Origin of the sequence: Flavobacterium circumlabens, assembly GCF_004345565.1 — a bacterium.
Taxonomy (GTDB): Bacteria; Bacteroidota; Bacteroidia; order Flavobacteriales; family Flavobacteriaceae; genus Flavobacterium; species Flavobacterium circumlabens.
The window spans coordinates 147,371-160,687 of the sequence record NZ_SLWA01000012.1; the positions used below are offsets into that span (position 1 = coordinate 147,371).

Annotated in this window: 11 protein-coding genes; 4 read left to right on the forward strand and 7 right to left on the reverse strand. The window is 35.7% G+C overall.

Annotated elements, in window-relative coordinates:
• The first annotated feature begins 36 nt into the window (after window positions 1-36).
• Window positions 37-2,175 (forward strand): methylmalonyl-CoA mutase, encoded by a 2,139-nt coding sequence (gene scpA / locus EV142_RS22330; RefSeq protein WP_162304656.1) that lies wholly within the window; start codon window positions 37-39, stop codon window positions 2,173-2,175.
• Window positions 2,176-2,238: 63 nt separating this feature from the next.
• Here the strand turns inward: scpA and EV142_RS22335 are convergent, their stop codons facing one another.
• From EV142_RS22335 to dapF, 5 genes are all read right to left on the reverse strand, one after another.
• The gene (locus tag EV142_RS22335; RefSeq protein WP_132038114.1) at window positions 2,239-2,883 is read right to left on the reverse strand and encodes a peptidoglycan-binding protein LysM; all 645 of its coding nucleotides are present in this window, start codon (window positions 2,881-2,883) and stop codon (window positions 2,239-2,241) included.
• A 100-nt stretch (window positions 2,884-2,983) separates the two neighbouring features.
• Window positions 2,984-3,847, reverse strand: a complete 864-nt coding sequence (locus tag EV142_RS22340; protein WP_238698782.1) for a DUF2279 domain-containing protein — start codon at window positions 3,845-3,847, stop codon at window positions 2,984-2,986.
• A 59-nt stretch (window positions 3,848-3,906) separates the two neighbouring features.
• Window positions 3,907-4,947 (reverse strand): endolytic transglycosylase MltG, encoded by a 1,041-nt coding sequence (gene mltG, locus EV142_RS22345; protein ID WP_132038116.1) that lies wholly within the window; start codon window positions 4,945-4,947, stop codon window positions 3,907-3,909.
• A 10-nt stretch (window positions 4,948-4,957) separates the two neighbouring features.
• Window positions 4,958-5,491, reverse strand: coding sequence for a GNAT family N-acetyltransferase (locus EV142_RS22350; RefSeq protein WP_132038117.1), 534 nt, complete (start codon window positions 5,489-5,491; stop codon window positions 4,958-4,960).
• A gap of 12 nt (window positions 5,492-5,503) precedes the next feature.
• Complete coding sequence (gene dapF / locus EV142_RS22355) at window positions 5,504-6,286, reverse strand: diaminopimelate epimerase (RefSeq protein ID WP_132038118.1); 783 nt, start codon at window positions 6,284-6,286, stop codon at window positions 5,504-5,506.
• A gap of 139 nt (window positions 6,287-6,425) precedes the next feature.
• Between dapF and EV142_RS22360 the strand changes: the two genes are divergently transcribed.
• Together EV142_RS22360 and EV142_RS22365 are read left to right on the forward strand one after the other, a co-directional pair.
• Window positions 6,426-7,826 carry a trypsin-like peptidase domain-containing protein gene (locus EV142_RS22360; RefSeq protein ID WP_132038119.1) on the forward strand — a complete coding sequence of 467 codons (1,401 nt, stop codon included), beginning with the start codon at window positions 6,426-6,428 and terminating at the stop codon, window positions 7,824-7,826.
• A 231-nt stretch (window positions 7,827-8,057) separates the two neighbouring features.
• Window positions 8,058-9,506, forward strand: a complete 1,449-nt coding sequence (locus EV142_RS22365) for a glyceraldehyde-3-phosphate dehydrogenase (RefSeq protein ID WP_132038120.1) — start codon at window positions 8,058-8,060, stop codon at window positions 9,504-9,506.
• A gap of 61 nt (window positions 9,507-9,567) precedes the next feature.
• Here the strand turns inward: EV142_RS22365 and EV142_RS22370 are convergent, their stop codons facing one another.
• A complete protein-coding gene (locus EV142_RS22370; protein WP_127339627.1) occupies window positions 9,568-10,026 on the reverse strand; it encodes an Lrp/AsnC family transcriptional regulator in 459 nt (152 codons plus the stop codon).
• Window positions 10,027-10,226: 200 nt separating this feature from the next.
• Here EV142_RS22370 and ald point away from each other — a divergent pair, with 200 nt between their 5' ends.
• A complete protein-coding gene (ald, locus tag EV142_RS22375) occupies window positions 10,227-11,345 on the forward strand; it encodes an alanine dehydrogenase (RefSeq protein WP_132038121.1) in 1,119 nt (372 codons plus the stop codon).
• 106 nt (window positions 11,346-11,451) lie between these two features.
• On the opposite strand, the gene pafA is transcribed toward ald, so the two are convergent.
• Window positions 11,452-13,089: an alkaline phosphatase PafA gene (gene pafA, locus EV142_RS22380; RefSeq protein WP_132038122.1), complete on the reverse strand. Its 1,638-nt coding sequence runs from the start codon at window positions 13,087-13,089 to the stop codon at window positions 11,452-11,454.
• Window positions 13,090-13,317 lie beyond the last annotated feature (228 nt).

A 13,317-nucleotide genomic window follows, 5' to 3' on the forward strand; every position in this document is an offset into this window, starting at 1 on the left:
AAAGTAATTAGTAAAACTACTCAAAAGAGTATTTCCATGATAAGAAAAGACCTTAAACATATAAAGCTAGAAGTTAAGAGTGAGAAGTCAGACGTTGATTCACAAAATCAATTAGGTACGTACAACTTTATAACGGCTGAAGGAATTGAGATCAAAAAAACCTATTCTGAAAAAGATATCGAGGATTTAGAGTTTTTGGATTTCGGAGCGGGTTACGCACCCAATTTACGTGGTCCCTACGCAACAATGTATGTGAGACGTCCCTGGACCATTCGTCAATATGCTGGATTTTCTACAGCAGAAGAAAGTAATGCCTTTTACAGACGAAACCTCGCTGCCGGACAAAAAGGATTGTCAATTGCTTTTGATCTCCCTACACATCGTGGTTACGATTCCGATCACGAACGTGTGGTTGGTGATGTCGGTAAAGCCGGCGTAGCTATTGATTCTGTTGAAGACATGAAAGTACTTTTTGATCAGATTCCGCTTGATGAGATGTCTGTTTCCATGACTATGAATGGTGCTGTTTTACCTATTATGGCCTTTTACATTGTAGCAGCAGAAGAACAGGGAGTCGCCATTGAAAAACTTTCAGGAACCATCCAGAATGACATCTTAAAAGAGTTCATGGTACGTAATACCTATATTTATCCGCCAACGCCTTCCATGAAAATAATAGCCGATATTTTTGAATTTACGAGCAAAAAAATGCCGAAGTTCAACTCTATTTCTATTTCCGGTTATCATATGCAGGAAGCAGGTGCGACAGCCGATATTGAACTGGCGTATACTTTGGCAGATGGTTTAGAATACATCAGAACCGGTCTTTCTACCGGAATGACAATTGACCAGTTTGCACCACGCTTATCCTTTTTCTGGGCAATCGGAATGAATCATTTTATGGAAATTGCTAAAATGAGAGCCGGAAGAATGATCTGGGCCAAACTGATACAGCAATTTAATCCGAAAAGTGACAAATCTTTAGCCTTAAGAACACATTGTCAGACAAGTGGCTGGAGTTTAACAGAACAAGATCCTTTTAACAATGTGGCCCGTACCTGCATTGAAGCTACCGCAGCAGCTTTTGGCGGAACGCAGTCTTTGCATACCAACGCACTCGACGAAGCCATTGCTTTACCAACTGATTTCTCTGCCAGGATAGCGCGTAATACACAGATTTTTTTACAGGAAGAAACTAAAATCACTAAAACGGTGGATCCCTGGGCAGGAAGTTATTATGTGGAAAGCCTTACCAATGAAATTACAGAAAGTACCTGGAAACTCATTCAGGAGGTGGAAGAACTGGGCGGAATGACAAAAGCGATCGAAGCGGGGATTCCAAAACTGCGAATCGAAGAAGCTGCCGCCAGAAAACAGGCCCGAATTGACAGTGGTCAGGATATAATTGTTGGGGTAAATAAGTTTAGGTTAGAAAAAGAAGATCCGTTACATATTCTGGATGTCGACAACCAGATGGTTCGTAAACAACAAATAGAACGCCTTGAAGAAATAAAATCAAGCAGAGATACTGAAAAAGTAAATCAATCACTGGAAAAATTAATCCTTTGTGCTAAAACCGGACAGGGCAACTTACTGGAAATTGCTGTCGAAGCGGCAAGAAACAGAGCAACCTTAGGCGAAATAAGTGATGCTCTGGAAAGTATTTTTGGTAGGTTCAAAGCACAAATTAAATCCTTTAGCGGTGTGTATAGTGCAGCAATAAAAAACGATGAAACTTTTGAAAAGGCAAAACAACTAGCTGATGCCTTTGCCAAACAAGAAGGAAGACGTCCGAGAATTATGATTGCCAAAATGGGACAAGACGGACATGACAGAGGTGCAAAAGTGGTTGCAACCGGTTATGCCGATGTCGGTTTTGATGTAGATATAGGTCCGTTATTTCAAACTCCTGCCGAGGCTGCCAAACAAGCAGTAGAAAATGACGTACACATATTAGGTGTTTCATCGCTCGCCGCAGGACATAAAACATTAGTTCCTCAAGTAATTGAAGAACTTAAAAAACACGGACGCGAAGATATTATGGTGATCGTCGGAGGAGTAATTCCGGCACAGGATTATCAGTACCTATTTGATGCCGGTGCAGTTGCCGTTTTTGGCCCTGGAACCAAAATCAGTGAGGCGGCTATCAAGATTCTTGATATTTTAATGGACTAAAAAATTTAAACATAAAAAAAACCTGCTTTTTACAGCAGGTTTTTCTATAAAGTTTACACTTTATTAATCGTTAATTGTAGCATTACTATCTGCTTCAATATAAGAAAGATCGTAACCTCCGAAGGCTTTCATGTAACTTCTTAGCGAAGTACCGTAGGCATCTCTGAAACGCCTGTTTCCTCTGTTTTTAAAGAAGTTTTTTACTGAACCTGCGCCTCCAAGATGTGCAGCTGCTAAAATTCCGGATTCCGTAATTTCAACACCATTAATAACTTTTCCCTCATACTTTTCAATTTCATTGCGTAAAATCCATTTGTTTTTGGATAGTAACGCAATAAAAGCTTTTTCTTGTAAAGCAGGATCTTTCAGGAAAGCTTTGTCATTATGAATACCAATAGCTCTCAAAGCTTTAGAACCAAACTGGTATTTGCCCATGTACCCTAAGGAATTTACTAACCGGTATTTTCCCTGGGATTCTTTAAAAGCGACTGCTTCTTTGAACCCGATCAGATGATTTCCGGTGTATGGGATGTTTAAATTTAAATTAGGATAATCATCCTTTTCTTGTGATGGAAGTAAGTATTCGGATCCATCCGTTTTTTCGATTAAAAACCAGGGTTTGGTTTTTAGATTAAAGGGTTTAAAACCCAGGCTTAAAAATGTAATAATAACAATCAAACTCGAGTAAAAGTACCATTTCTTTATCATAAATTGTTTTTCTTCAAAACGCTGTCACCTTTTTGAAATTTCTACGAGTGCAAAGATAAAAAAAAATGTAATTATACTAAAAATCAGTCATTTAGCATTTTTAAAAATATAAGGCATGTGCTTTAAGCCCTTTATTGACGGAGTATTCCAAAGTTGGGGCAGGAATTTTAATCGTGTTCAAAACGGAAAAAATAGTTTTCAAAAAATGCGATTTTATGTTAATTTTAGCTAAATTGACATCAAAACTAAGAAAAAACTGACGGTATCTTTCTGGATTTTCGACTGAAATCGGAATTTCATTTTGCACATTTCCGGATAACATTCCCTCAGCTCCATATCCAAAAGCTACATTTAACCACTTCGGAATTTTTGATTCTTTGGCAAAAGAATGAAGATTTACAGAAAGCCAATAGGTCTGTCCGTTGTAGTCTTTTAATATCTGTTCATTTAGTGAACTTCCTAATACATCCGGTCTTCTATTGGCGTAGGAAGTGGTGTGAAAAGAAAACTTAGGCGTAATACGTTGTTCCTTCCAAAGTAATTGTTGGGAAACATACAGGGCAGTTCCTGCTGTATTGGCTATAATATCTCCCGGAGAAGCTCCCCATTCAGAGGAATAGCCATCGAAAACTTCAACGGCAGCTAAAAAAACAAAACCAATACCAGCACCGTAAACCAATTGCTTTTTAGAATCGGCACCGCTCCAGTTCAGGGCTTCTGCACCAAATCTTCCTAAATGATAAGCAGAATAGAAATGTCCGACTTTATCCATTTGCAGCCATTCATCATTATCATTTATAAAATGAAATTTAGACTGCGGATAATCGGCATACCAAATCTGATTCAAACCAATTAAAGTAGCTGAAGCTAAGGCAGCTTCAGTTACAATAACTGTATTTTGTCTTTTTAAATTTAAAGTATCTGAAGGCGTTAAAAAGGTATCGATTTTACTCTGAGCTTTCACGGATTGAAAGTTCAATAAAAATAAAATCAATAAAATAGGGGCATTTTTTAAATTCAAAACTATCTTGTTACTCCCTGACCGGCAATCCAGTCTGAATATTTTTTGGCGTTTATAGTATGTTGTTCGTAAGTGGAAGCAAATTCGTGATATCCGAAACGATCTACACTTGCACAGAAGTAAATATAATCGTGTTTTTCCGGATTTAAAACGGCTTCAAGAGCTGTAATATCAGGCATAGCGATTGGTCCCGGAGGAAGTCCTACATTTACGTAAGTGTTATAAGGAGATTTCATGATCAGATCATTATAGAAAACCCTTTTAATCACCTGATCAAAATCATTAGACTTTAATTTTAAGGCATAAATCACGGTTGGATCGGCCTGTAATGGCATTGCCAAACGCAAACGGTTCAGATAAACACCTGCTATACGAGGTCTTTCATCTTTCTTAACAGATTCTTTATGTACGATAGAAGCTAAAATTGTAGCCTGAACCGGAGTTAAACCTTGTGCTTTTGCTTTTGCAATTCTGTCGTCTGTCCAGAAATTATGATATTCCTTAATCATTTTATCACGGAATTTCTCCGCAGAAGTATTCCAGTAAATTTCATAGGTATTCGGAATAAACATCGCAAAGACATTCTCTTCATTAAAACCATTTTCTTTTAAGAAAGTAGAATCCTTAATGGCTTTCATGAGTGACAAACTGTCTGCTTCGATTTCAGAACCCACTCGTCCTGCAAAATTTTCTAAACGTTCCTGATTGTTAAAAGCTAATTTTACGGGAACATTAGAACGCATCGCTCTTACCAAATCAATATTATTCATATCTTTTTTAAGTAAAAAACGGCCTGATTTTACGTTTTCGGGATAGCTTCTTTTATTGGCCACCATTTCAAAATTGTCGAAATTTTTAATGTAGGGCGCTACTATTTTTTTTACATCCGTATAATTAGCTCCGGTCGGAACATATACATATACTTCTTTTTCTTCGAATTTAGTATTGGAACTAAAAATTCTACTAATTAGAATGAATCCGTAAATCATTAAAACTGAAATTACGGCTACGGCAGTTAACGTGATTACTTTTTTTATAGTCAAAGCTAAAATTTTAAAGTTGTTTATTGATTAATTGAAAAATTGCTTCGTCCTGATACTGGTTGTTTTGCAAAATCCAATCTTTTTTAATTCCTATTTCCTTAAAGCCAAATTTAGTAAAAAGTGCTATACTAGCTACATTTCCTACATTAATATTTGCATATAATTGATGCAGGTTTAAATGATGAAATGCGTATTTAATTAATAACCCTAGCGCCTCAGAACCAACCTTTTGATTTCTGTTGTCTTTATTCTGAATGACAATTCCAATTCCGGCCCTGTTATTTTTCGGATCAAATTCAAATAAATCGATTAATCCGATAGCCGGAAAATCTTCATCCTGGCAGATCGCCAGTCGCAATTGTTTGGCTTCATAAATATCCTGATGCGCATTTTCAAGATATTGACGCACCAAAAATCTGCTGTAAGGTGTTTGTGTATTACTTACTTCCCAAATACTCTGATCGTTTTCCATGGCATAGACAAACTCCAGGTCATTAGGTTCTAATGCACGTAAATAAACGGAATCTCCTTTAAGAGTTATCATTTAGGTCCTGATTTAGATTTCGATAATTCCTTTAAATACAAATTTTGCGGGTCCGGTCAGGAAAACATTTGTAAAATGTTCGCCGATTTTATCAAAAGAAACCACCAGTTTCCCTCCTTCCACATTCAGGTTGATTGACGTTTTATCTGTCTGACCAGTGGCATTCATGGCAATTGCAACAGCTGTAGCGCCGGTACCACAAGCCAGGGTTTCGTCTTCAACACCTCTTTCGTAAGTACGAAGTGAAAAAGTTTCTTCATCCACTTTTTTTACAAAATTGATATTACTTCCTTTCTCGCCATACAATTCGCCATAACGAAGTGCTGCTCCGTTTTCTTTTACATTATAGTGCTCTAAGTCGTCTACAATTTGTACGTGATGTGGAGAACCTGTATTTAAAAAAGTATAAGAATCATTCTTCTGAATTTGATCAACATCAATCATTTGCAATGAAATAATCGCATCATCCCCTACTGAAGCATGATGTAAACCATCAGTGGCAATAAAAGTGGCGCTATTTTCAATAACACCTACCTGATTGGCAAAAGCGACCAGACAGCGGCCACCATTTCCACACATGGAACTTTGGTTTCCATCTGAATTATAATATACCATCCTAAAATCGGTTTCAGTGTCATTTTCAAGTAAAATAAGTCCGTCTGCACCAATTCCAAATCGTCTGTCACACAAACGCTCAATTAGTTTAATATTGTCTTTAGGAAAAAATTCCGAACGATTGTCAATCATCACAAAATCATTGCCTGTACCCTGATATTTATAGAATTCTATTTGCATTTTTATTCTGTTAAGAAGTACAAAAGTACAAACTATTAATTAATGAAATGTTAATCATTGTTAAAGAGCGTTAAACCATTTTTCAATATAATTTTTTCAATTAATTTTACGTTAAATAACTTAAACATAAATTCTAATTATGAAAAGATTTTCAGCCTTATTTTTAGTGTCATTGTTAAGCGGCGCTATTACTCTTGGCGCTTACAAGTTATTATTTGAAAGCAACAATTCTTTTTTTGGAAAAGGAAATTCTGTTGTAACCATTGCTCCGGATTCATACGGCAGAAATGTGGCGCTGTCTGCTGAAACTGTCGATTTTACAGCTGCAGCGGACAAAACAATTCATACCGTCGTGCACGTAAAAAATGTCTCCCGACGAACCGTCAGTAATCCGATGATGGAATTTTTCTATGGTTATGGAGGACAGCAGCAACAAGAACAAGTAGGAACAGGTTCCGGTGTTATTATTTCTGAAGACGGATACATTGTAACCAACAATCACGTAATTAAAGATGCATCAGAAATTGAAATTACCTTAAACAATAAAAAATCGTACACTGCCAAACTTATAGGTACTGATTCTAAAATGGATATCGCATTATTAAAAATTAATGCTGATGAAAAACTTCCGTATACCGCTTTTGCAAATTCAGATGCTGTAAAAATCGGCGAATGGGTTTTGGCAGTCGGAAATCCATATAATCTGACTTCAACGGTAACAGCCGGTATCGTTTCGGCGAAAGCCAGAAATTTAGACACCAACGGAATTCAGTCCTTTATACAGACTGATGCCGCCGTAAACCCTGGAAACAGCGGTGGTGCATTGGTCAATACCAGAGGGGAATTAATTGGTATTAATACTATGATTTCTTCAATGACCGGCTCCTATGTTGGATACTCTTTTGCTGTTCCCTCTAATATTGCCAGAAAAATTATCGAGGATCTTATGGAATTCGGAAATGTTCAAAGAGGAATTTTAGGTGTTGAAGGAGGAGAATTAAATAGTACAGCCTCAAAAGAATTGGGAATTACTCAGACACAAGGTTTCTATGTTAAAAAAGTCACCAAAAATTCAGGAGCTGAAAAAGCAGGACTTGGAGCAGGAGATATTATTATAAAACTGGATGAACAAAATATTTCAACTTATGCAGATCTTTCAGGATATATCAATACAAAACGTCCAAATGATGTCGTAAGTGTAACCTATATTAAAGACGGAAAAACGAAAACTGTTCCTGTAACTTTAAGTAAAAATGAATTTTACAGTACCGAGTTTAAAGGAATCGAATTAGAAAATATTGATGCTGCTGATAAAAAGAAATTCCGAATTGATTATGGAGTAAAAATCAGAAGTATTACAAATGAAAATCTGATGCAGTATCAAAATGAGTTACAAGGCAATATTATTTTAAGTATTGATAATGTAAAAGCGACAAATGTTGAAACTGTTTCGAAACTTTTGAAACAAAAAGACGAAGGACAAAGTGTACGTATTGAAATGATCAATAAAGGAGGAGAAATCCTTAGAATTATTATTTGATTTATAGTCGCAGTTTTCAGTGACAGTATACAGTTTGTTTTTTAGACTAAAAACGGAGATTGTGACTGAAAACGAATCAAAAATCACCTCCTAAAAAGCCATCTTAAAAAATAAGGTGGCTTTTTTATTTTCAAAAATAAATGCTAAAATAGTTCACGAAATCGATTGAAATGGATACTTTTGCGCAAAATTTTAAAATAGGACTCTATATATTTTTTCAAATTTTCAATTATGAGCAAAAAAACTTTGTACCAAAAAGAAGTATCACTTCAAGTCGACCGAAGGAGAGCTGGTGTCGAATTAATTAAAATCATAAGTGATTTATGGTATGACAAATCCATCGAAATGGTTTTATTCAAAAATCAATTATTGGATAAAAATGTCAGCGACATTATCAACTTGCATCAGTATGCAGGTGAATTTGTCGGCAAACCCATCACCATTTTTGATTCTGTCGAAATAGCTCAGGTCATTTTATCATTAGATCTTCCTCCTGCAAAATTAGATTTGGGGAAATTAACGTACGAGTACCGTTTAGAAGATGAAAAATATCCGGATGCCAGATATTTTGTTCTGGACAAATTAAAAAAAGCAAAATCATCAGAGGAAATACAACCAAAAGACGTAGTTCTGTATGGCTTTGGAAGAATAGGTCGATTATTAGCACGAGAGCTAATGTCAAAAACCGGAAAGGGAAATCAATTACGTCTGAGAGCAATTGTAACCCGCGATACCAACGACGCTAATAGTTTAGAGAAAAGAGCTTCTTTATTACGTTATGATTCCATTCACGGAGACTTTCAGGGTTCTGTAACTACAGATCCCAAAAATAATGCCTTGATCATCAATGGAACTACAGTTCATATGATTACCGCAAATTCACCGGAAGAAATAGATTACACACAATATGGAATCAATGACGCATTGGTTATTGACAACACAGGAGTTTTTACGACAGAAGCCGCTTTAAAAAGACACTTAACGTCAAATGGTGTTAGTAAAGTTTTACTGACTGCTCCCGGAAAAGGAGTCCCTAATATTGTTCATGGTGTAAATCATAACGATTACAATCCTGATGAAATCGATATTTTTTCTGCAGCATCTTGCACTACAAATGCGATCACGCCGGTTTTAAAAGCTATTGAAGATACTCTTGGAGTTGTAAAAGGTCATTTAGAAACCATTCATGCGTATACCAATGATCAGAATTTAGTGGATAATATGCACAAAAAATACCGTCGTGGAAGGGCTGCAGCCTTAAATATGGTCATTACAGAAACTGGTGCAGGAAGTGCGGTAGCAAAAGCATTACCATCGCTGGAAGGAAAATTAACGTCTAATGCGATACGAGTTCCAGTACCAAACGGTTCGTTGGTAGTTCTGAATTTAGAAGTTAAAAAAGGAACAAGTATTGCCGCGATTAATAAAATAATGAAAAAATATGCTCTGGAAGGAGAATTGGTAGAGCAGATTAAATATTCCCTAAACAACGAATTAGTTTCATCTGATATTGTTGGGACTTCAGCACCATCTATCTATGACAGTAATGCTACAATTGTCTCTAAAGACGGAAAAAGCATAGTGTTATATATTTGGTACGACAATGAATATGGCTACAGTCACCAGGTGATTCGTTTAGCCAAATATATTGCCAAAGTAAGACGTTTCACTTACTATTAATATAAACCAAAACCAATTATTGCTTAAAACCATCAGATATTCTGGTGGTTTTTTGTTTTCATCAGATGGGTAAAACGGTCGTGCTTTTAACTTCAGAAATAACAAAAACAGTATTTATCAGAGAAACTTCAGGTAAAACAGATAATTTTTTCTGATGAAAATGATGATAGCTTTCCATATCCGGAATAATAATTTTAAGCATATAATCAAAGTTCCCGGAAACATAATTGCATTCTACCACTTCAGGCAAATTCAAAATCGACTGATTAAAACCTTCAGAAGTATCATAGGTTTGTTTGGTTAAGGTAACCTGACAATAAACAGTGAGATTATTTCCTAATTTTTTCTTGTTTAAAATCGATACATATTTCTCAATAACTCCCTCTTTTTCAAGACGTTTCACGCGATCATGAACCGGTGTTAACGATAAATTGATCTTGTTTGCAATGTCTTTTAAGGTGTAGTGCGCATCTTCCTGTAAAAGACGTAGGATTTTTTTGTCAGTTTCATCTAAAGCCATAACGAAAACGTTTTAAATTTTGATTGAAAAAAAGTCATTTTTTCTCTTTCCGAAGACAATAGCGCTTTCAAAAAGAAAAATTTTCTGTAAAAATACTAAATAAAATAATATTTTCTTATTTATCAGCGAATTATCAATAATATATTCTCTAACTGTAAATTTGTAAAAAACAATTTCACAAAACAAAAAAATATAACAATATGATAATAGGTGTTCCAAAAGAAATTAAGAATAACGAAAATCGTGTAGCAGTAACTCCAGCCGGTGTTTCTGAAATGAAAAAACACGGTCATGTAGTTTACGTTCAGGCAACTGCAGGTTTAGGTAGTGGTTTTGCTGATAAAGAATATGAAGAGGCAGGTGCAACAGTTTTGGCAACTATCGAAGAAGTATATGCTATTGCTGAAATGATCATTAAAGTAAAAGAACCAATTGCTTCTGAATATCCATTAATCAAAAAAGATCAATTACTTTTCACCTATTTTCACTTTGCTTCCTCTGAAGAATTGACTCATGCCATGTTGGAAAAAGGCGCAGTGTGTTTAGCTTATGAAACTGTAGAAAAAGCAGACCGTAGTTTACCTTTATTAGTTCCAATGTCTGAAGTTGCAGGTCGTATGGCTATTCAGCAAGGAGCTAAATACCTTGAAAAACCATTAAAAGGAAGAGGAATTCTTTTAGGTGGTGTTCCGGGTGTTCCACCGGCAAAAGTTTTAGTATTAGGTGGCGGAATCGTTGGAACGCAAGCAGCTAAAATGGCTGCTGGTCTTGGAGCTCAGGTTACTATTATGGATTTGAGTTTGCCACGTTTACGTCAGCTAGATGATATTATGCCAGCGAATGTAAGTACAGAAATGTCTAATCATTATAACATCACCAGAGCAATTGCAGATGCAGATTTGATTGTTGGTGCTGTGTTAATCCCAGGAGCAAAAGCGCCTCACTTAATTACTCGTGATATGCTAAAATTAATGCGTCCGGGAACTGTTGTTGTTGACGTAGCAGTAGATCAGGGTGGTTGTATAGAGACTTGTACCCCGACAACTCACGAGAACCCTACTTTTATTATTGATGATATTGTTCACTACTGTGTAGCTAATATGCCAGGAGCTGTTCCTTATACATCTACTTTAGCTTTGACAAATGCAACTTTACCATACGCATTGCAATTAGCAAACAAAGGATGGGAAAAAGCTTGTGCTGAAAATGAAGAATTGAAAAAAGGATTAAATGTTGCTAATGGAAAAATCCTTTACAAAGGAGTTGCAGAAGCTTGGAATCTTCCTTTTAACGAAGAATTAGTGTTAGCAAACGCATAGTGCTGACATTAAATAAGTGCTTACTAAAACACTGAATTTAAAAGGCTTTTCTTAATTGAAAAGCCTTTTTTATATTACAGTAAAATTATTTAGTAAAACCGCTTTACTATTTTTTAGCAGGAATTATTTCTTTTTCATTTAAAATTTCCTGCAGTACTTTAGCTTCAGTACCATTAGGAAAAGCAACCTTTATTTTTTGAGCAATTGTTGGTGCAATTTCAGTGATCGCTTTTTTATCGTAAGATTCTCCCTTTTTGATATGCCATCCGTAAAAAATTGCGGGAACATGGGTGTCATAGCTATAAGGTGTTCCGTGCGATGTTCCTGTAGTTGAATATTCGATGTCTCCAGGTTTGTCAATAATAACTAAATCTCCATTTTGAGTTACATCATAACCTTTTGCAACAAAGTTTAAATAATAATCATTTCCGGAATTAGCCATTATTTCCTCTTCTGTATAGACTTTTTTAACCTGTGGCTGTGCAATTAAAAATTCTTTAAAAGCCTTTTTAACATTTATCAGATCTAATCCTTTTTCTTTAATAAGCTGTTTATTGAAGAATACATTAAAATTAGAATAATTGGAAATTAAATCTACTCCGAAAGTTAAAGTTGAAAAATCCTGCATGCTTTTCTTGACGTCTTTTGAAGGATAATTATCAACATTGTATTTATGATCTTTTAAATAGATTACGTTTTCAGCACCAGCGTGATCTGCGGTCAGGAAAAGTAAGTAATTATCTTTTCCAACAGTTTTATCAAGATAATTTAAAAAGTCAGCGATAGTCTGATCCAATCTCAAATACGTATCCTGAAGTTCCATAGAACGAGGTCCTAGTAAGTGACCTACATAATCTGTAGAAGAAAAACTTACGGTCAGGAAATCGGTAACGTTATCCTTACCCAGACCTTCGCTTTCAATTGCTTTCATAGCGAACTCTGCCAATAAATCGTTCCCATAAGGAGTAGCTCTTAAAATACCGGCATCGTTTTTTTCATACATTTTTTTCAAATCATATGGAAAAACCGGCGCTGCACTGCCGTATAATTTTCCTTCATACGGATTATTATCCGGTAAACTCTCGTTATATGTCCCTGCTGGTTTAAATAAATCCCACCCTTTATTAATATAAGACAAATAGTGCTTCTCATTATTAAATTGAGTAACCCAATCAGGTAGTTTATCACCATAAAAAGTACTGGAAATAAAAGAACCCGTTTTACTATACCAAAAAGCCCAATTTGCAAAATGCCCTGCAGGTAAAATGGCACCACGATCTTTTAAACTAATACCAATAACCTTTCCGGTAAAATTGGTAGCCATTCTTACTTCGTCAGTAATAGTAGTAGCTTGCAGGTTTTTAGGAGACATAGCTCCCTCTTCAATTGTACCGTCACCAAGAATTTTAACAGATGCATCATCTGTACAATACATTTCTTTACCAAGTGTTCTGCTAAACCATTCGTTCCCAACAATACCGTGTATTGCAGGAGTAGTGCCTGTATAAATAGAAGCGTGTCCCGGAGCAGTATAGGTTGGCATATAATTATAATGCATATTTTGAAAAGTATATCCATTATTCATCAGTCGCTTAAATCCATTTGGAGAAAAATCATCAGAAAATCGATATAAATATTCCATTTTCATTTGATCTACTACAATACCTACTACCAGCTTCGGGCGCTGTTGAGCACTTAAATTTGAGATAACAAATAATGTCAACAATACAATACTTTTTTTCATATGTAAATTATAATATTTACTACAAAAATACAGATTCACATTTAGATAGGCTAACCCACTATAATTTAAAACCTAAAATTGATTATAATTTAACAGAATGCATCTCCATCATATCCTCATTTATTGTTTATGAGCGTTTCCCTGTGGGCCGGGCTCTTCACTAAATCTTTTGCGGGATTGGTTTGGGGGACTTTAAGAGATTTACGTTCCCCGCAAAAGGATATCGCT